17 protein-coding genes are annotated in these 19229 nt (G+C 36.1%); 8 read left to right on the top strand and 9 right to left on the bottom strand.

All coding sequences use genetic code 11. The features are described from left to right. Positions 1-22 precede the first annotated feature (22 nt). From HEQ28_RS05065 to HEQ28_RS05050, 4 genes are read right to left on the bottom strand one after another with little or no spacing between them, the layout of a single operon-like run. Positions 23-592: a phosphoribosylglycinamide formyltransferase gene (locus HEQ28_RS05065; RefSeq protein ID WP_434504084.1), complete on the bottom strand. Its 570-nt coding sequence runs from the start codon at positions 590-592 to the stop codon at positions 23-25. A 35-nt stretch (positions 593-627) separates the two neighbouring features. After that, a complete protein-coding gene (locus HEQ28_RS05060) occupies positions 628-1038 on the bottom strand; it encodes an RNA-binding S4 domain-containing protein (RefSeq protein ID WP_434504083.1) in 411 nt (136 codons plus the stop codon). A gap of 5 nt (positions 1039-1043) precedes the next feature. After that, positions 1044-1616 carry an aminoacyl-tRNA hydrolase gene (gene pth / locus HEQ28_RS05055; protein ID WP_434504082.1) on the bottom strand — a complete coding sequence of 191 codons (573 nt, stop codon included), beginning with the start codon at positions 1614-1616 and terminating at the stop codon, positions 1044-1046. A gap of 6 nt (positions 1617-1622) precedes the next feature. After that, the gene (locus HEQ28_RS05050; protein WP_434504081.1) at positions 1623-2231 is read right to left on the bottom strand and encodes a 50S ribosomal protein L25/general stress protein Ctc; all 609 of its coding nucleotides are present in this window, start codon (positions 2229-2231) and stop codon (positions 1623-1625) included. A gap of 222 nt (positions 2232-2453) precedes the next feature. On the opposite strand from HEQ28_RS05050, the gene nusB reads away from it, so the two are divergent. From nusB to HEQ28_RS05025, 5 genes are read left to right on the top strand one after another with little or no spacing between them, the layout of a single operon-like run. Further along, on the top strand, positions 2454-3398 hold the full coding sequence (gene nusB, locus HEQ28_RS05045) for a transcription antitermination factor NusB (RefSeq protein ID WP_434504080.1): 945 nt from the start codon (positions 2454-2456) through the stop codon (positions 3396-3398). Positions 3399-3422: 24 nt separating this feature from the next. After that, positions 3423-3740 carry a preprotein translocase subunit YajC gene (gene yajC / locus HEQ28_RS05040; RefSeq protein WP_434504079.1) on the top strand — a complete coding sequence of 106 codons (318 nt, stop codon included), beginning with the start codon at positions 3423-3425 and terminating at the stop codon, positions 3738-3740. Further along, positions 3733-4713: a CdaR family protein gene (locus tag HEQ28_RS05035; protein WP_434504078.1), complete on the top strand. Its 981-nt coding sequence runs from the start codon at positions 3733-3735 to the stop codon at positions 4711-4713. The genes yajC and HEQ28_RS05035 overlap by 8 nt, the downstream gene beginning before the upstream one ends. Positions 4714-4727: 14 nt before the next feature. Then, a complete protein-coding gene (coaE, locus tag HEQ28_RS05030; RefSeq protein ID WP_434504077.1) occupies positions 4728-5300 on the top strand; it encodes a dephospho-CoA kinase in 573 nt (190 codons plus the stop codon). Between the two features lie 26 nt (positions 5301-5326). Further along, entirely contained in the window at positions 5327-5767 is a 441-nt protein-coding gene (locus HEQ28_RS05025) for a DUF5606 family protein (RefSeq protein ID WP_434504076.1), read from the top strand. Positions 5768-5823: 56 nt separating this feature from the next. Here the strand turns inward: HEQ28_RS05025 and uvrA are convergent, their stop codons facing one another. Both uvrA and HEQ28_RS05015 read right to left on the bottom strand, forming a co-directional pair. Then, positions 5824-8661 carry an excinuclease ABC subunit UvrA gene (gene uvrA / locus HEQ28_RS05020; protein WP_434504075.1) on the bottom strand — a complete coding sequence of 946 codons (2838 nt, stop codon included), beginning with the start codon at positions 8659-8661 and terminating at the stop codon, positions 5824-5826. A gap of 25 nt (positions 8662-8686) precedes the next feature. Beyond that, complete coding sequence (locus HEQ28_RS05015; RefSeq protein WP_434504074.1) at positions 8687-9385, bottom strand: gliding motility-associated C-terminal domain-containing protein; 699 nt, start codon at positions 9383-9385, stop codon at positions 8687-8689. 107 nt (positions 9386-9492) lie between these two features. On the opposite strand from HEQ28_RS05015, the gene HEQ28_RS05010 reads away from it, so the two are divergent. Genes HEQ28_RS05010 through HEQ28_RS05000 form a run of 3 tightly spaced genes read left to right on the top strand, consistent with a single transcriptional unit; the run spans position 9493 to position 12968 of the window. Continuing rightward, a complete protein-coding gene (locus HEQ28_RS05010) occupies positions 9493-10644 on the top strand; it encodes a peptidoglycan-binding protein LysM (RefSeq protein ID WP_434504073.1) in 1152 nt (383 codons plus the stop codon). Between the two features lie 37 nt (positions 10645-10681). Continuing rightward, positions 10682-11452 (top strand): porin family protein, encoded by a 771-nt coding sequence (locus HEQ28_RS05005; RefSeq protein WP_434504072.1) that lies wholly within the window; start codon positions 10682-10684, stop codon positions 11450-11452. Positions 11453-11459: 7 nt separating this feature from the next. Next, a complete protein-coding gene (locus tag HEQ28_RS05000; protein ID WP_434504071.1) occupies positions 11460-12968 on the top strand; it encodes a peptide MFS transporter in 1509 nt (502 codons plus the stop codon). Positions 12969-14272: 1304 nt separating this feature from the next. Here the strand turns inward: HEQ28_RS05000 and HEQ28_RS04995 are convergent. Genes HEQ28_RS04995 through HEQ28_RS04985 form a run of 3 tightly spaced genes read right to left on the bottom strand, consistent with a single transcriptional unit; the run spans position 14273 to position 19158 of the window. Further along, positions 14273-15589, bottom strand: coding sequence for an MFS transporter (locus HEQ28_RS04995; protein WP_434504070.1), 1317 nt, complete (start codon positions 15587-15589; stop codon positions 14273-14275). 11 nt (positions 15590-15600) lie between these two features. Next, positions 15601-16986, bottom strand: coding sequence for an MFS transporter (locus tag HEQ28_RS04990; protein ID WP_434504069.1), 1386 nt, complete (start codon positions 16984-16986; stop codon positions 15601-15603). 15 nt (positions 16987-17001) lie between these two features. Next, entirely contained in the window at positions 17002-19158 is a 2157-nt protein-coding gene (locus tag HEQ28_RS04985) for an alpha/beta hydrolase family protein (RefSeq protein ID WP_434504068.1), read from the bottom strand. Positions 19159-19229 lie beyond the last annotated feature (71 nt).

The following is a 19229-nucleotide window of genomic DNA, read 5'->3' as shown; positions in this document are numbered from 1 at the left end:
AAAGTTTTCTTTTTTTCATAATTTAGCACATGACGAGTATTTTTTCGATGTCTCTTGGAAAAAGTTCAATTTCAAGTTTATGTTCTTTTTCTGCTATATCTGCTACGGTGTCTTTTTCTGCTATTGGGATAGAATGTTGAAAAATTATCTCACCACCATCAATTTCCTTGCTTACCCAATGTACGGTCATACCTGTTTCCTTCTCTCCTGCAGCTTTTACAGCTTCGTGAACGTGCATACCATACATTCCTGGACCTCCGAATTTAGGTAATAGGGCAGGGTGAATGTTGATTATTTGCTTATTGAAATGATTAATAAGAAAATCAGGAATGAAAAGAAGGAAACCTGAAAGAACAATAAAATCAATCTTGTTTTCCTTTAGAATAGGCATAAGGATGTTTTCATCGTTGAAATCTTTCTTAGAAACCACAACGGTATTGATGCCTAGTCTTTGTGAATTTACAACTACTGGGGCTGTAGACTTGTTGGAAAGAACAAGTTTTATGTCGGCAATATCTGAATCTGCGAAATAATTAATGATATTTTCGCAGTTTGTTCCATTGCCTGAGGCGAAGATTGCTAAATGTTTCATTCTATTATGTTAATTAACACAGATTGTAAAGCCGTTTAATCATCGTCTTCATCTTCAAATCCAAACATAACAGGATCTGCGAAAGAGTCTAATGCTCTGCGGTCTTTCTTTGTTGGTCTACCAGTACCTCTTGATCTGTCAATGAAACCGCTTATTCTGCTCATTTCCAACAATTCGTATTGTTTTGCATCTGTGACATTTTCATATATCTCTGGTAGCAGTTTTGCGCCGACACGTTGTTCAATGCATTTCAATACCTTAAAAGAATAAGTTATTGGTGATTTCTTTACGCTTACGGTTTCTCCAGCTTTTATAGTGTGACTAGGTTTGACGTTTATCCCATTGATGGTTACACGTCCATTCTTACATGCATCGGCAGCAAGAGAACGCGTCTTGAAAACTCTCGTTGCCCAAAGCCATTTGTCTATTCTTGCTACTTCTGCCATATAAATTATTTCTTTCCTAGTTTATTAAACTGATTCATCGTGATGTCTATACCAGCAAGTGCAAAACTCTTTATTATTTCGCATACGATATCAATGCTTGGTTGCAACACTTTCATGTCATCTTCACTATAGTGTCCAAGTACCCAGTCAATCTGCCCGCCTTTTGGGTATTCATTACCAATCCCCATTCTTAGTCGGGCATAGTTCTGACCAATAAGCTGTTGTATATTTCCAAGTCCGTTGTGGCCACCATTGCTACCGCTGCTCTTTAATCTAAAAGCACCTAAGGGTAATGCAATATCATCACTTATGACAAGTAGTCTGCTTTGATCTATGTTCTCTTTGTTAAGCCAATATCTCACCGCATTTCCACTAAGGTTCATGAATGTAGTTGGCTTTAGTAATATAATCTTTCGACCTTTTATACTCGTTTCAGCCACAAAACCATAGCGCTTGTCTTCAAAACAAATATTGGACGCTTTTGCAAAAGCGTCCAATATCATAAATCCTGTATTGTGTCGAGTATCCTGATATTCATTACCAGGGTTTCCCAAACCACAAATTAAATATTTGTCCATATTTGATTATTCTGCAGCAGCAGCATCATCAGCGGCAGCAGCCTGCTGTGCCTGACGTGTCATCTTGATAGAGCATACGATTACGCTCTTGCTTGTAGCAATTTCAAGACCTTCGTATGAAAGCTCGCCAACCTTGATGCTCTTACCAATCTTCAATGCTGTAACATCAACATCAAGATGCTCTGGAATCTGCTGATAAGGAGCTGTAATGTTAATCTTACGTACTGTAAGGTTCATACGACCACCATCACGAACACCCTGTGCAAGACCAACAAGCTTAACAGGAACACCCATTGTGATAGGCTTTTGATCGTTAACCTCGAAGAAGTCTACGTGAAGAGGAGCATCTGTTACTGGATGGAACTGAATTTCCTTAAGGATAGCTGTGTGGTGCTCACCATCGATGTTAATATCAACAACATAGATGTGAGGAGTGTAAATAATTTTACGAAGTTCGCTGAATGGAGCTGCGAAAGCAAATGCCTCAGGAGCACCGTTAGCGCCTTTCTTCTCACCATAGATATTACAAGGAACTAATCCCTGCTTACGAAGTTCTTTAGAAGCTTTCTTACCAAGGTCTGCACGCTTCTGACCTGTTACACCAATCTCTTTCATAATTGTGTTACTCTAAATTAAATATTGTTTATTAATTCGCCATCACCACGGGAATATCTCCCGGAAAAAGCGCTGCAAAGTTACGCCTTTTTTGTTTATCGTCCAAATTAATTGCTGTTTTTATCGAAATATCCTTGCTTTTTCTTGCATATTCAGTTGAAAAGCTATATTTTTGCACCATAAAAAATATTATTGTATATAGGAAAACAACAAATTAAGAGAATGATCAATCGCGAACTTATAAGAATTAAGGTAGTTCAGTTAACCTACGCATACTATCAAAATGGTAACAAGAATATTGATACGGCAGAGAAAGAGCTCTTTTTCAGTCTTTCAAAGGCTTATGATTTATATAATTATTTGCTTTTATTGATAGTTGATATTACAAGAGAGGAGCGTCGTAGGATTGAAATAGCTACTCAACGTGCTCAGCGAGAAGGTACAGAGGTACCATCTCAAAAATTTGTATATAACAAATTCGCAGGGCAACTGGAAGAAAACAAAATGTTGAATGAATTTGTTGAAAGTCAGAAATTGACTTGGGCAGACGATATCGAATTTGTACGTAAATTATGTAATCAGATTGAAAGCAGTGAGGATTATAAAGAATATATGAATACTGCAGAATCAGATTATGAAACAGACAGAGAATTATGGCGTAAGCTATATAAATTGTTTATACTGAATAATCCTGATTTGGATTCATTGTTGGAGGAAAAGAGCTTATATTGGAATGATGACAAGGAAGTTGTTGATACATTCGTATTAAAGACAATAAAGCGCTTTGAAGCTGATAACAAGAATAAGCAGGAACTTCTTCCTGAATATGCTGATGAAGAAGACAAGGACTTTGCACGTAAGCTATTCCGTGCTACAATTCTTAATGCTGACCAATATCAACATTATTTGAGTGATGCTAGTCGTAACTGGGATTTTAGCAGACTTGCATATATGGATATCGTAATAATGCAGATAGCTATAGCTGAAATGCTTACGTTCCCAAATATTCCTGCAAGCGTTACTATTAATGAATTTGTGGATTTGGCTAAATTGTATAGTACCTCACGTAGTGGTGGGTATATAAACGGTATGTTGGATTCTATAGCCCATTTCTTCGTAGATAATGGTATGATGATGAAAACATTAAGAAATAAAGAAAGTAAATAATATATTAACTAAAAGAATTTATTTATGAATACAATGCTATTGGCTGCTCAAGCAGCACAGGGTGGTGGTATGGGCATGATTATCATGATGGTTGCCATCCTTGTTATCTTCTGGTTGTTTATGGTTCGTCCTCAGCAGAAGAAACAAAAGGATATACGTAAGTTTCAGAATTCTCTTCAAGAGGGATCTAAGATTATCACTGGTGGTGGTATATATGGTACTGTTAAGCGTATAAATATGGAAGATGAATCTGTTGATGTTGAAATAGCAAAAGGTGTTGTTATTACAGTGAACAGAAGTTATGTATTCGCTAACGCATCATCTCAGATGCATAATGCATAATATAGTAAAAATATATAAATTTGTCAGAAACTTCCTCTTTTCTTCAGTGAATAGGGAGTTTCTGATTTTTTTGCTTTTTCTCGGTCTGAGTGGAACTTTCTGGCTTCTCATGGCATTGAATGAAACTTACGAGGAAGAGCTAGCCATACCTGTCAGGCTTAATAATGTACCAAACAATGTTGTTGTTACTCAATCTTGTAGTGACACTGTATATGTAACGGTCAGGGATAAAGGATTTACTCTTGTTACATATTTATATACCAATAGGATAACACCTATTTTGGTAGATTTCGATTCTTATGCAGATAGTGATACTGGTAAAGGCGATGTACCTTTATCTGATATTCAGAAAATGATATTGCAGAGACTTTATGGATCTTCAAAAATAACTTCTATTAAGCCTCATTCTTTGTCATTCTTCTTTAATTATGGACAATCAAAGCGTGTACCAATTCGTCTTTCTGGCAACGTGAATCCTGGTAAAAGTTATTATATCTCGCGTATTAAATTCTGGCCTTCTACTGTTACTATTTATGCCAATAAGGCATTGCTGGACAGTGTTAAGTATGTATATACTGATGCCTTATATTTAAATAATGTAGAGGATACTGTTATGCGACGGGTTCCACTTCGCCCAATTAATGGTGTTAAAATAGTTCCTTCTATTGTAAAGATTGGATTTTATGTTGATATCCTAACAGAAGAGAGTGTTGAGGTGCCTATTGTTGCCGTGAATATGCCTGAAGGCAAAGTTTTGCGTACATTCCCTTCAAAGGTTAATGTAAAGTTTACTGTTGGATCAAGCATGTTTAGAAAAGTCAAACCGGATCAATTTATGGTTGTCGTTGATTATAATGATATATTGGCTCATCCTTCAGACAAGTGTATTCTAAGATTGCGACAACAATCGCGTGATGTTACGATGGCGCGATTGGAGATGAAGCAAGTTGATTATCTTATAGAACAGCAATAAGTAGTTTCAATATAGTGACAGATAATCGTAAGATAGCCATAACGGGTGGTATAGGTGTTGGAAAGAGTTACGTTTGTTCTCTTTTAGAAGTTCGTGGTATACATGTATATGATTGTGATGCTGCGGCTAAAAGGCTTATTGCCCAAAACAAGGGTCTTCAAGCAAAATTAAATATACTTTTAGGTAAGAATGTTTTTGTAAATGGTATTTTCAATAAACAGGCATTAGCTCAATTCCTATTGGAAAATGATGCTAATAGAATTGCTGTAAACGATATCATACATCCTGCTGTTGCACAAGATTTCATGTGCAGTGGCTATAACTGGTTGGAGAGTGCGATTCTTTTTGATAGTGGATTCAATAAGAAAATATCTTTTGATAAAGTCATTTGTGTGACAGCTCCGAACGAAGTCCGCATCTCAAGAATAATGCGGCGTGATAATATTTCACGTGATAGAGCTTTAGAATGGATAAACAAACAGTTGCCGCAGAATGAAATTTTAAGTATGTCTGATTTTGAAATCATCAATGATGGTGTTGTAAACCTTGAAGAGCAAATAGACAGAATATTATTAATAATTAAATAATTTATAACAATAAATCATTAAACAAAATGGAAACAATTCTTTCAATCTCAGGAAAACCAGGACTTTATAAAATGGTTTCTCGTGGTAAAATGAATCTTATAGTAGAAGCATTGGACGGAAGTCACAAGCGTATTCCTGCATTTGCTGCAGATCGTGTAACAAGTCTAGGTGATATAGCTATGTACACTGATGCAGAAGATGTACCATTGTGGAAGGTACTTGATAATTTGAACAAGAAAGAAGCAGGCAAGGAGTCTTCTTTTAATTATAAGAAATCAAGCAGTAAGGAACTTCGTGATTATTTCTCAGAAGTGTTGCCTAACTTTGATCAAGATCGTGTTCACGATAGTGATATAAAAAAGCTTATTCAATGGTATAATATTCTAATTAAGGCTGGCATAACTAACTTTGAGGAGACAATGGCACCAACACAGGGTGACAATGTTGATGATCGTAAAGATGCATAATAAAAATAATTATAAAAATCCCCGGAATATATTTGTATTCCGGGGATTTTTGTTTCTTATTTAATTTTACTCTCAAGGACTTGTTTAAGGAACTTTGGAGTATACCCTTTATTACTTTTGATAATATCTTCAGGTGTTCCTGTTGCAAGAATTGTTCCTCCGTTTCTTCCACCTTCCGGACCGACATCAATAATATAGTCTGCAAGTTTTATAACATCCATATTATGTTCTATGATGATAACTGTATTTCCTCTGTCAGTGAGCTTTTGAAGAACATCCATAAGTATTCTTATGTCCTCAAAATGAAGTCCGGTGGTTGGTTCGTCAAGAATATATAGTGTCTTGCCTGTATCTTTCTTTGCAAGTTCTGTGGCAAGTTTCACACGTTGGCTTTCACCTCCAGAAAGGGTAGTGGAACTTTGACCTAGCTTTATATATCCCAAACCAACATCTTGCAGAGTTTTTATTTTAGGCAATATGCTAGGTACGTTCTCAAAGAAATCGACAGCCTGATTGATTGTCATGTCAAGGACATCTGCAATTGATTTTCCTTTAAATCTTACTTCAAGGGTTTCTCTATTATATCTTTTGCCATGACAAACTTCACAAGGTATCATAACATCAGGAAGAAAGTTCATTTCTATAGTTTTGTATCCATTTCCACCACAAGCTTCACATCTGCCGCCTTTTACATTAAAAGAAAATCTACCAGGTTTATAACCTCTTATCATAGCCTCTGGAAGGTTTACAAACAAACTTCTGATGTCACTAAACACTCCTGTGTATGTTGCTGGGTTACTTCTTGGGGTCCTACCGATAGGGCTTTGATCTACATTTACAATCTTGTCTATATTATCAATGCCGCTGATTTTATCATACTTCATCGGTTTTTTAAGAGATCTGTAGAAATGATGAGATAGAATTGGCTGTAACGTCTCATTCACAAGAGTAGACTTGCCTGATCCTGATACACCAGAAACAACAATAAGTTTTCCAAGCGGGAACTCAACATTGACGTCTTTAAGATTATTTCCTTTTGCTCCATATATCTTAATGCTCTTTCCGTTGCCTTTCCTTCTTTTTTCTGGAATTTCAATCTGTCGTTCGCCGTTTAGATAATCAGCCGTTATGGTATGCTTCTTCAACATTTCTTCAGGAGTTCCCTGAAATACAACTTCACCACCTTTTCTTCCAGCTTCAGGTCCAATATCTATAATCCAGTCTGCTGCACGCATCATGTCTTCATCATGTTCAACAACAATGACAGTGTTCCCAAGGTCGCGGAGTTCCTTAAGAGATTTTATCAGTCGGTCGTTATCGCGTTGATGCAGACCAATACTAGGCTCGTCAAGTATATAAAGTACGTTGATCAACTGGCTACCAATTTGAGTCGCAAGTCTTATTCGTTGACTTTCACCTCCAGACAGAGTTGCGCTTTGTCTGTTTAGTGATAGATAGTCGAGTCCAACTTCTAATAGGAATGACACGCGTGTCTTAATTTCCTTTACAATTTCTTTTGCTATTTTTTTCTGCTGAGGTTCAAGATGTTCTTCTACTTTATCAAGCCAGTCATTTAAATCATTGATATCCATGCTGGCAACTTCTGTGATATTCTTATCCCAAATTTTATATGAAAGAGCCTCTTTGTTTAATCTTTGTCCTTTACATTCTGGGCATTCTGTTGTAGCAAGAAATTGGTCAGCCCATTTCTTTCCTGATGTAGAATCATCATTCTCAATCACAGTTTGAAGATATTTTATAATACCGTCAAAATTTACGAAATAGTCAGATGTTGTATGTACTAAGCTTTTGTCAATCTTTACATTTTCAAGACTACCGTATAAAACTTCATCTATAGCTTCCTGCGGAATATCCTTAAAAGGAGTTTTGATATTGCAGTCATATTTGTGCAAGATAGAATCTATCTGCCAAAATATCATTTGGTTTTTGTATTTACCAAGTGGAATTATAGCACCGTCATGAATGTTTATTTTCGTGTCTGGAATAACCTTTTTGAGATCTATTTCATTTACATATCCTAACCCTTTGCAATGAGGACATGCTCCTTCGGGAGAATTGAATGAGAATATATTTGGTGCTGGGTCTTTGTATGATATACCAGAAGTAGGACACATAAGCCTTTTAGAAAAATATTTGACTTCATCTGTGTCTTTGTCCAATATCATGATTAGTCCATCGCCTTGTTTCATGGCTGTCTGAATACTCTTGGTGAGTCTTTCATGGGATACATCCTCAACCTTCATCTTGTCAATTACGACTTCAATGCTGTGGTTTTTGTATCTATCCGTTTTCATTCCACGGACAAGATCCTTTATCTCACCATCAATTCTGATATACAGATAACCTTTTCTGCGCATACTTTCAAACAGTTCGCGATAGTGACCTTTGCGGTTTCTAACTAATGGAGCAAGTATGAAAATCCTTTTTTCAGAATAATTGTCGGTAATCATTTCAATTACCTTTTCTTCTGTGTACTTGACCATTTTCTCGCCAGTCACATAACTGTAGGCTGTGCCAGCACGTGCATATAGAAGTCTTAAGTAGTCATAAATTTCTGTCGTAGTACCAACGGTAGAGCGTGGATTTTTATTTGTTGTCTTCTGTTCTATGCTGACAACAGGACTTAATCCTGTAATCTTGTCAACATCAGGTCTTTCCATGTTGCCAAGAAAATTACGGGCGTAAGCCGAGAATGTTTCTATATATCTTCTTTGTCCTTCAGCAAATATCGTATCGAAAGCAAGCGAAGACTTGCCTGAACCCGAAAGACCAGTGATGACAGTTAGTGAATTGCGGGGAATCTCTACGTCTACATTCTTAAGATTGTGGACTCTTGCTCCCCATACATTTATCTTTTTATCTTCTCTTTCCATAAAGAGCTAATACTATTAATTTTTATTATTCGTTATTTGCTGTGCCCGACGATTCTGTATAGCCACGAAGAATATTAACATCTCGTTTGATGTTGTACTTCTTTCCGTCAGCACCAGTAGCTTTTACCAAAACAAAATATACGCCGTCTTTGACGTCTTTACCATTATATTTTCCGTTCCAGCCATCATTTATGTCATTCCATTCATATAGTTTTTGTCCCCATCGGTTAAATATATATGCATGAAAATCAATAATACTCTGATAGTTACTTTTTGCTTTATATATATCATTTATGCCATCTCCGTTTGGAGAAAAAGCATTAGGCATTTCTAGTTTACTTGTTGATAATGTGACAGTTAAAGGGTCAGATATTATTTCTTTGACATTACTTCCTTTCGTAAATTTGGCATAAAGAACAATTGTATGAGTGCCAGATTTAGTAAATGTATATTTTGTATCCTGTTCATATCTTACCAAGTATGGAGTCGTATCATTTTCTGTTGTGAATCTCCACTCGTAATATGTTGTCCATCCATCAATATTCTCTGGCTGTGCATAAAAGGTAGCTGTTACTGGTGCAGAACCATCATAGTTTCCTGTTGTTTCTTTTCCTTCTGAATCTATAATTGTTACCATCGGTGATACAATAGGAATATTATCCGCCAATGCAGTGTTGACAGTAATAATGCATAATAACAATACTATTGATATCTTAATTTTCATTCCTATTATATATATTTGTGCAAAGTTACTAAAAAGATAACACATCAGATGTGGTGTAATGACATATTTTTTGTATTTTTGCACTTGCAAGTTAAAATTTAAAGATTATGAGACATTTTTACAGAAATATACTACTTGTTGTCTTGTTGTTTTCAAGCAATATAATTTGGGCTGCCGATAATATGATGGAGAGTCCTAAAAGTAAGAATTCTATCTCTGTAGGTGTAATGCTACCACTGCATAATGTAGATGGCGACGGCCGTAGGATGATTGAATATTATCGTGGTATTCTTATGGCATGTGATCAATTGAAGTCTGAAGGATTTCATATTGATGTTCATGCATGGAATGTGCCAGTTGACGCTGACATCAAACAAACTTTATTGAATAATTACGCAAATAAATGTGATTTGATTTTCGGACCGCTTTATTCAAAACAAGTTAAGCCTATTTCTGAATTTTGCAAGGCATATAATATCCGACTTGTAATTCCATTTTCAATAACAGGTAATGATGTTGCCAACAATCCGAATATATTTCAGGTATATGAAGATGATGCAAGGTTTAACGCTTCATTAATAACAGGATATTTTGATCGTTTTGCTGACAGTCATCCTGTATTTATTGATTGTAATGATTCTACAAGTAGAAAAGGAGAATTTACCTCTAAATTACGTAAAACACTTGATGCAAAAAAAATATCTTATAATATTACAAATATTAAATCATCAGATGAATCTTTTGTGAAAGCGTTCAGCCGCAATAAACAAAATGTAGTAATTCTTAACTCTGATCATTATAAGGAACTTAGTGGTGCATTAGCTAAACTAGACAGAATGTCTTCGCTTTACCCTGGATTTGTAGTTAGCATTTATGGATACACAGAGTGGCTTATTTATGCGAATTATTGCTTTAATAATTTTTGCAAATACGATACTTATATACCAACAGTTTTTTATCATAACCCATATTCCGCAGCAACAACATCGTTGGAGAAGAGTTATAGGGGATGGTTTAATGAAGAAATGCAGCCAGCGCAGCCTCGTTTTGCTATAACAGGTTATGACCATGCTCAGTATTTCATAAGGGGCATTGCTAAATATGGAAATAAGTTTGTCGGAAGTAAATCACAAAATGTATATTCTTCACTGCAAACTCCTTTGTGTTTTGAAAAATTAGGTAACGGAGGATATATAAATACAAGTTTTATGCTGATACATTATCTGTATAATCATAGTATTGAGAGTCTTGCATATTAATAAATAGAGAGTAATTTTCATGTATCATTGGTTAAATATGAAAACTAAACAAAAAATACTGTCAGGCGTATTCCTAATCCTATTTGGAGTCTTGCCTTCACATGCTCAGATAGGAGAGCATCGAGATGAATTTTCCATTGGTGTAAGCGGGGGATATGTTATGAGCAACGTGGCTTTCGTACCTAAAGTTAATCAAGGATACCATGGTGGAGTTACTGGCGGCATATCTTTGCGCTATAAAAGTGAAAAATATTTCAGTACCATTTGCTCTATAGTTGGTGAGATAAACTATTCGCAGATAGGTTGGAAAGAAGATATCATGGATACTAATAATCAACCTGTAATAAATGCAAAAACAGGTTTGGCTGAGAAATACAGCCGAACATTGAACTATATTCAAGTTCCAGTTTTAGCACACTTAGCATGGGGAAAGGAATATAAAGGTATGCAGTTCTTTGTGAATCTAGGACCTCAATTTGGCTATCTGATAAGCGAGAGTACTGATATGAACTTTGAATTAAGTAGTCGTAACACCACAGCACGAGTCAATCCAGTAATTGCTCAGGATACAATGAAAGTCGAGAATAAGTTTGATTATGGAATAGCTGTCGGTGGTGGACTTGAATATAGTCACCCTAAAATTGGACATATACTTCTAGAAGCTCGCTATTACTATGGATTGGCTAATATATATGGTTCGTCTAAACGTGATTATTTTTCAAAATCGAATATCGGAAATATAGTGATAAAGGCTACTTATCTATTTGATATTTCTAAAACAAAGAAGTCAATATTAAAATCTAAATAATAATATTATGTTTGAAAATCAACCAAAAGGGCTGTTTGCCCTTGCATTGGCTAATACCGGAGAACGATTCGGATATTATACCATGCTTGCTATCTTTGTTCTTTTCCTGCAATCAAACTTCGGATGGGGTGAAGGACTTGCTGGAACCGTTTATTCAACTTTCCTAATGTTAGTCTATTTTCTTCCAATAGTTGGTGGAGCTATGGCTGATAAGATTGGTTACGGTAAGTGTGTAACATTTGGTATTATAATTATGTTTCTTGGATATTTCTTATTGGCTATACCCGCAGGTGCAGGTGCATTAGCAATAACAATTATGTCAGGTGCATTGCTTATGATATGCATCGGAACAAGTTTGTTCAAGGGTAATCTACAGGTAATGGTAGGTAATCTTTATGATGATGCAAAGTATTCAGGCCAGCGTGATTCAGGTTTTTCAATATTCTATATGGCTATAAATATAGGCGCATTGTTTGCACCTACAGCTGCATTGAAAATTATTGATTGGGCAGAAAAGTCTCTTGGTGCATCTGAACAGACAGCCTACCATTACGCATTTGGAGTTGCTTGTATTTCTCTTATTATATCTATCGCAATTTATTATGGTTTCCGTTGGACATTTGCTAATGTTGATAATCATAAAGCAAAGAGCGAATCTTCTGTTGAAGATAAAAAAGTTGAAACTGAAGAGGATGCTGCCGATACAAGATCTCGTCTTGTAGCTTTGTTCCTTGTATTTGCTGTTGTTGTCTTCTTCTGGATGGCTTTCCATCAGAATGGACTTACTTTGACATACTTTGCACGTGACTTCGTAAAAACAAGTAGCACTGGTGTAGAAGGAATGATGTTTAATGTAACTAATCTTGTAGCTGTTATCTTTATTATCTATTCTTTATTCTCATTGTTTCAGAGTAAAAAAATGGGTGGCAAATTGATTTCAGCATTGGTTATATTAGCATCTGCAGGTTATCTTTACTATGATTATACTCAATTACCAATTAGTGGTGTTGAAATTTCTGCACCAATCTTCCAGCAGTTTAATCCTAGTTTTGTTGTAGCATTGACTCCTATAAGTATGGCTTTGTTTGGTTGGCTTGCTACGAAGGGTAAGGAACCTTCTGCTCCACGCAAAATAGGTTATGGTATGCTTGTTGCAGGTTTAGGATATGTTGTAATGATAATGGCATCAATCGGTTTGAGTTATAATCTTACAGATGCTCAGCGCGTTTCTCCAAACTGGTTGGTAAGCACATATTTGATACTTACATTTGCAGAGCTTCTGCTTTCTCCAATGGGTATATCTTTTGTAAGTAAGGTTGCTCCAGAGAAGTATAAAGGTGTAATGATGGGATGTTGGTTTGGTGCTACTGCTATCGGTAACTTCCTTGTTCAGATACCAGCATATCTTTGGAAAGTAGTTCCATTGACATACGTATGGGGTGTTCTTGTAGCTTTATGTTTAGCTTCTTTCATTTTCATCTTTGCAGTAATGAAGAAGTTGGAAAAGGTTTGTTAATAAGATATTCTTAAATTAAGATAAAGTCCCAATGATATGAAAAATATCATTGGGATTTTTTATTATAGCTATTCGCTAAACCTTTTATGAGCAAAATGTTTTAGCAACCAGAAAAAGTTTTTTTAATGTCACTAATGTCACTTTGTCACAAACCCTTTGTTTATAAGGGATGAGCGAGTGACATTGAGTGACATTATCGGGGGAAAAGTGACAACAAACTCCAAATCACACCTGATTTTGGCGTTTTATTCGCGAGTATGTTATCTACATCATATATACTTGTGTTTATAAAGTTTTATAGAATATAAAACGGTTCATCCGGCAACTCGGTTGAACCAAGCATATAATATTTCTTCAAGACACTCGTATTACCATAATTTTTTTTGCCGAGTTTTTAATGCCGTTTCCTACATGTTTTTGCGAAACGCATTGTTATACAATACGTTAGCTAATGTATATAAGTCCGTTGTTATACATTTTAGGGAGTGATTAGGCCCTAATCACTCTATTGTCCTACATGCTTTGTGGAGTGATTAGGGCCTAATCACTCAAAGGCGCACCGAAAAAAGGCGATTTTATTTTTGTAGTGCTTCACACATTTACCTATAATAGGAATTGACTATAAACAATCATAGTTATACTTACTGACTCACTATACATCTTTTTAAACTGTTATTGATAATCATTATTATTTCTGAAATCCTTAACTGAAAAGGTTGGCATATTAAAATGCCATATAAATTCGTTTGTTTTAAAATTATATTTACAAGTTTAAGTAACATCCCTACACTTATAATTTCCCCAAAAAACATTATGGGGATTTGCTTTACTGCGAGAGACACGGCTTAATGGTAGGAGGGGAAAGCGATTTTGGTATAATGCATTGATCAAATTCCATCGTTTTAGGCACAAAAACGTGCTTATAATGTAGGAACCATGTAGGAAAGATGTAGGAAACGGCACTTATATACATCATGTAAGATATTGATAAATAGATGTTTAAGTTAAAAATGTAGGTAGTGTAGGTAATTTTTCTTTTTTTCTGGAATCTTTTTCTAGTTAAAGGATAAGACTCTCCATAAATAGCCCTTGACTTTAAGTCGTTTCACACTTGCTCTATTAAAAATTTAACTTTTAATTACCTTGATTTTATTGACGTTTTTTTCATAATTTCCTTCACTTTTGCGCAAAATAAAAAACATTTAAGGAATAATATAGATATCATACCATTTATATCCATCACTCCAAATGTCGGATGAACCTAAATTTGCTACTACTAAACTATTAGAGAACTGTAATAATCTTTATTTCTTGATTCTGCAAGCAATAATTGTTGCGAAAACAGCGAAGACAATGAAGATTATTATTCCTGGTGTGTAGTTTATCTTTCCATTATAATTGGTAACAATATTCCCTACGGTCATTGGTACAAGCATTAATCCTAGATTCTGTATATAATAAATTATGCTATAAGCTGTACCAAGTTGTTTTAGTGGTACAAGTTTTGGTACTGTAGGCCAAAGAACGCTTGGAACCAACGAAAAGGCTATTCCCATCATAACCATTATTATTATAGGCATCCATGCTGTTCCTGCTCCTATAGGTGAAAGAAGAAGCAATAATGATAATACTACGATAAGGCAACCAGTAACAAGAAGTCTTCTTGCATATCCATATTTATCATTTATATATCCGAATAGCGGCGTAAGAATAATAGTGCCATAGGGAAGGATAGATGTAATCCATCCAGCGGCTATTATATTCATGTTATATTTCTCTACGATTATGTCTGTAGCGAATTTAAGAAAAGGTCTGATGCTGCTGTAAAAGCTTACACAGAGTAGGGCAATGAACCAAAAGTCTATATTCTTTAATAATGTTATAATCGATTTTATGTTATAAGGTTCCTTATCTTCTTCTGTATTAATATTTTTTTCTTTTATTATTCCATCGAATTTCAAATTATATATAATAAACAAGATGAAACCTAATAAAAGCAGCACAGCACCAACTAATAACGATGCTTGAATACCTCCGAAATTTAAGGCAATAATAGGACTAAAACTTATAGCGCTAGCGGTTCCAAGTCTTGCTAGAGCAACTTGTATTCCCATCGCAGATGCTAGTTCATGTCCTGTAAACCATTTTGTAATAACCTTAGAAACCGTGATACCCGTGATGTCGCATCCGACCCCGAAAATACCGAATCCTAATGCTGCTATCAGTACCTGCAATTTTATATGCTGAGGAATAAGTCCGAATAAGGTTAGTTTTAAATCTGTATAGTCTAGTGCTGATATGTATTTTATGGCAATAAAGTTTATCAAGGCGCCACAAAACATCATTCCCGTTGCGAGGATGCCTGTGAAGCGAATCCCCATCTTGTCAAGGATGATACCACCAAAGAATAGCATGAAAAGAAATATGTTGAATATACTGTAGCTTCCTGCATAAAATCCATATTCTGCAGTTGTCCAATTCATGCCTCCTTGTTCCAAGGGAGATTTAAGGTTCGTAGTAAGTGGGGAAACAACATCCCAAAACACATATCCCATCATCATAATAATTGCTACGATTAACAGAACAGTCCATCTGGTGGTCTTATTGTTTCCCCACATCATATATGTCTAATTTATTTTTTAATATTGGCTTTTTGCAATCCGTAGTTTTTCTTCTTGTCAATTATCAAGAGAAGAGTAGCTACTACAACTGCTGCTGCACCAAATCCTGCAAATATACTCATTGAAGTTGTATATGTGGGATCGTAATCGTTTACTTTTCCTATCAATACAGGTACCAAGGCAAGTCCGATATTCTGTATATAGAATATTATAGCATAAGCACTTCCTAAGAGTCTCATTGGTATAATCTTTGGTACGCTTGGCCACATTGCTGAAGGCACCAGTGAAAAGGCAACCCCCAAGATAATCATTATAATAACAGCAAACCATCCGTAAGGAAGAATGTGCAGAGCAAAAATAATATGAATGATTGTGAGCATGATACTTCCTATAAGCATAAGTGTTGCACCTTTACCAACCTTGTCATAGATGGTTCCGAACAATGGTGTAAGGAATATAGTTCCGAATGGGATAAGTCCTGGTAGGATACCTGCAAAACGTTCGCTGACACCATAATTAGCAACCATTAGTTTTGTTGCAAATTTCAAGAAAGGGAATACTCCACTATAGAACAACATACAAAGTAATGTTATGCACCAGAAACCTGGATTAGAGAATATCAAGCCTAAATCCTTGAAACGGAATTGTTCGCTTTCATCAGGTTCATCAGAAGAGTTTCTTTCTTCGCGTCCAGCTTCTTCCACTGATTTGCTGAGTTTCTTATCCATTACATTGTATACGAGAAATGATAATGCACCAATAATAAGTAGTACGGTACCAAGAAGTACAGGTGCACTGACCTTATTATGAAATGCATTAGCAACAGGCAATGATATCATCATGGCACCGGCTGTACCTAAACGTGACAGTGCAACCTGAATTCCCATTGCCAGGGCGAGCTCATGACCATTAAACCATTTAGTGATAATCTTTGATACCGTTATTCCACAGATCTCACATCCCATACCGAATATAGAGAATCCCAAAGATGCTACTGCCACAGACATCGGGATGTCAAAGTTAATAGCGCTTATTGTGAAATGCTGATTACCGAAATCTGTTGATACACCAATATACTTGATGATAACACCAATTACCATAAAGCTGCATGACATCAAACCAGTAAAACGAATCCCCATTTTATCCAAAATGATACCTCCTAAGAAAAGCATCAATAGGAATACATTTATATAACTGTATGAGCCTGCAAAGAAACCATAATCAGAAGAAGACCATCCAAGTCCGCCTTCTGCTGTGGTTTTTGTGAGCAAAACTTCCAATGGTGACATCACATCTGTAATGAAATATCCCATCATCATTGTAAATGAAACAATCAGAAGTGCTGCCCATCGTGCACTTGGTGAATCACTAAGTATTTGTCTTATTTTCTCTCCCATAATATTATTATAATTTTATTTTTTCAACCATTTGTCTAACCAGTTGAAGAATGTTCTTTGCCACAGAATACCATTTTGTGGTTTCAATACCCAGTGGTTTTCATCAGGGAATAAAAGCATTTCTGCTGGAATACCGCGCATTCTTGCAGCATTGAAAGCTCCCATACCTTGATTAGCATTGATACGATAGTCCTTTTCTCCATGTATGACAAGAATTGGAGTATCCCATTTGTCTACAAATTTGTGAGGGCTATTATTATATGTTTTTACTGCGTTAGCACTAGCGTTCTTGTTCCAGAAAGCGTCTTCGTATTCCCAGTTGCTGAACCAAGCTTCTTCTGTATCTGTATACATACTTTCAAGATTGAATGCTCCGTCATGTGCAATGAAAGCTTTGAAACGCTTGTTGTGATGGCTTGCAAGATAATAAACAGAGAAGCCTCCGAAACTTGCTCCTACACATCCAAGACGATCTTTGTCTACAAAAGGTAATTCTGCAGCATCATCAATAGCACTAAGATAATCATTCATGCATTGACCTGTCCAGTCTCCGCTAACTTCCTCGTTCCATTCACTTCCGAATCCAGGTAATCCTCTACGGTTTGGTGCAACTACGATATAGCCGTTTGCTGCCATAATCTGAAGATTCCAACGGTAACTCCAGAACTGACTTACAGGACTTTGTGGTCCACCTTCACAGAATAATAGAGTAGGGTATTTTTTGTTGATATCAAAATGTGGTGGTAATACCAGCCATACTAGCATCTCTTTACCATCAGTTGTCTTAACCCAACGCTGCTGAGTCTTACCCAATGCAAGTTGATCGTAGATGTGCTTGTTCTCGAAAGTTACTTGTTCTACTTTTGCTTTCTTTTCCTTACCAGGTTTTACAATATAGAGTTCATCACCATATTGATGTGAGTGACGGCTTGCTAGAAGATAATTGCTATTGTTAGCTAGCTGTATGCTTCCGTAATCATACCAACCATCAGTTATTTGCATGATCTTTCCTTCAAGATTTGTCTGGTATAGCATTTCTGTTGCATGCCAAACTCCCATGAAATAGATGCTCTTTGAATCTTTGCTCCAGCAGTAGTCGTCAACATTTGAATCGAAACTTTCTGTTACGTATTTCTTTTTGCCAGTTGCAATTTCCATTACGCAAAGTCTGTTGCGATCACTCTCATAACCGTTACGTGCCATACTTTGCCATGCAATATATTTGCCGTCAGCTGAGAATTTAGGATTTACGTCATAACCAACATGCATGTCGCCTTGCTGATGATTGACTTCTTGGTCTTTCATGCTCTTTGTGGCATCAATTATAGGCTCTTTATAGCCTTCTGGCTTGCATAAATTTACAGTCTTTCCTGTAGCAAGGTTGTAAAGATATATGTCGGCATCTGTTGAAATAGCATATTCAACACCTTCCTTTTTTCTGCTTGTGTATGCAATACTTTTGGAATCCATACTCCATGCAATCTGCTCTATACCACCAAATGGTGCTACAGGTGACTCGTATGGCTGACCTACCATTATGTCTTTAGCATTACTGATACCATCATTTGTTACTTCTGCAACAAAAGGATGTGCAATGGTTTCTACATAATGATCCCAGTGGCGATAGTTCATGTCTGTGATAAGACGTCCGCTTGCCTTTGTTAGATCATCTGGATTCTTTTTAATAGATCCATAATATGGAATGCTCTTTATAAAGACAACTCTTTTCCCGTCAGGAGAAAATTTAAAGCCCTCTACGCTTCCGTCTGTATTTGAAAGCTGCTTACGTTCACTTCCGTCAGCATTCATACTCCATATTTCACCACTACGGATAAATGCGATTTTCTTTCCGCTTTCAATCCATGTAGCATCACTTTCGCTCTTTTCGTCTTTCGTTAGTTGACGTTTGTTTTTACCGTCAGCATTCTGTACGAAAAGCATTGTGTGGCTTTTGTTTTCCTGCACACTGTAGTATGATACTTGATAAACAATTTGTTTACCGTCAGGTGATGCCTCTGAAGAGCCAATTCTTCCCATAGCCCAAAGTGCTTCGGGGGTCATTAGGTCTGATTCTAGTTTAATGTTGTTTGGTCCAATCATTGTTTGGGCATCAATTTTGGGCGATACAGCCAGCATCGTGGCTGTCATTGCTAGAGCAATAGTTTTATTCATTGATGTAATTAAAAGTAAAAAACCACAGATTTCAACATAAAGCACAGATTTTAATTTTTCATATATATATG

The sequence above is a fragment of the Prevotella sp. genome (assembly GCF_051059605.1).
GTDB lineage: Bacteria > Bacteroidota > Bacteroidia > Bacteroidales > Bacteroidaceae > Prevotella.
Note: the sequence above shows the minus strand (reverse complement) of the source record. Positions and strands in the feature narration are given on the sequence as shown.

What these genes read in the sequence shown, in the direction of transcription:
- HEQ28_RS05050 (WP_434504081.1), bottom strand. Translation starts at nt 2,231, where the DNA reads ATGAAAGAGATTGGTGTAACAGGTCAGAAGCGTGCAGACCTTGGTAAG.
- HEQ28_RS05005 (WP_434504072.1), top strand. Translation starts at nt 10,682, where the DNA reads ATGAAAACTAAACAAAAAATACTGTCAGGCGTATTCCTAATCCTATTT.
- uvrA (WP_434504075.1), bottom strand. Translation starts at nt 8,661, where the DNA reads ATGGAAAGAGAAGATAAAAAGATAAATGTATGGGGAGCAAGAGTCCAC.
- HEQ28_RS04990 (WP_434504069.1), bottom strand. Translation starts at nt 16,986, where the DNA reads ATGGGAGAGAAAATAAGACAAATACTTAGTGATTCACCAAGTGCACGA.
- HEQ28_RS05015 (WP_434504074.1), bottom strand. Translation starts at nt 9,385, where the DNA reads ATGAAAATTAAGATATCAATAGTATTGTTATTATGCATTATTACTGTC.
- HEQ28_RS05035 (WP_434504078.1), top strand. Translation starts at nt 3,733, where the DNA reads ATGCATAATATAGTAAAAATATATAAATTTGTCAGAAACTTCCTCTTT.
- pth (WP_434504082.1), bottom strand. Translation starts at nt 1,616, where the DNA reads ATGGACAAATATTTAATTTGTGGTTTGGGAAACCCTGGTAATGAATAT.
- HEQ28_RS05065 (WP_434504084.1), bottom strand. Translation starts at nt 592, where the DNA reads ATGAAACATTTAGCAATCTTCGCCTCAGGCAATGGAACAAACTGCGAA.
- HEQ28_RS05010 (WP_434504073.1), top strand. Translation starts at nt 9,493, where the DNA reads ATGAGACATTTTTACAGAAATATACTACTTGTTGTCTTGTTGTTTTCA.
- nusB (WP_434504080.1), top strand. Translation starts at nt 2,454, where the DNA reads ATGATCAATCGCGAACTTATAAGAATTAAGGTAGTTCAGTTAACCTAC.
- HEQ28_RS05000 (WP_434504071.1), top strand. Translation starts at nt 11,460, where the DNA reads ATGTTTGAAAATCAACCAAAAGGGCTGTTTGCCCTTGCATTGGCTAAT.
- HEQ28_RS04995 (WP_434504070.1), bottom strand. Translation starts at nt 15,589, where the DNA reads ATGATGTGGGGAAACAATAAGACCACCAGATGGACTGTTCTGTTAATC.
- yajC (WP_434504079.1), top strand. Translation starts at nt 3,423, where the DNA reads ATGAATACAATGCTATTGGCTGCTCAAGCAGCACAGGGTGGTGGTATG.
- HEQ28_RS05060 (WP_434504083.1), bottom strand. Translation starts at nt 1,038, where the DNA reads ATGGCAGAAGTAGCAAGAATAGACAAATGGCTTTGGGCAACGAGAGTT.
- HEQ28_RS05025 (WP_434504076.1), top strand. Translation starts at nt 5,327, where the DNA reads ATGGAAACAATTCTTTCAATCTCAGGAAAACCAGGACTTTATAAAATG.
- HEQ28_RS04985 (WP_434504068.1), bottom strand. Translation starts at nt 19,158, where the DNA reads ATGAATAAAACTATTGCTCTAGCAATGACAGCCACGATGCTGGCTGTA.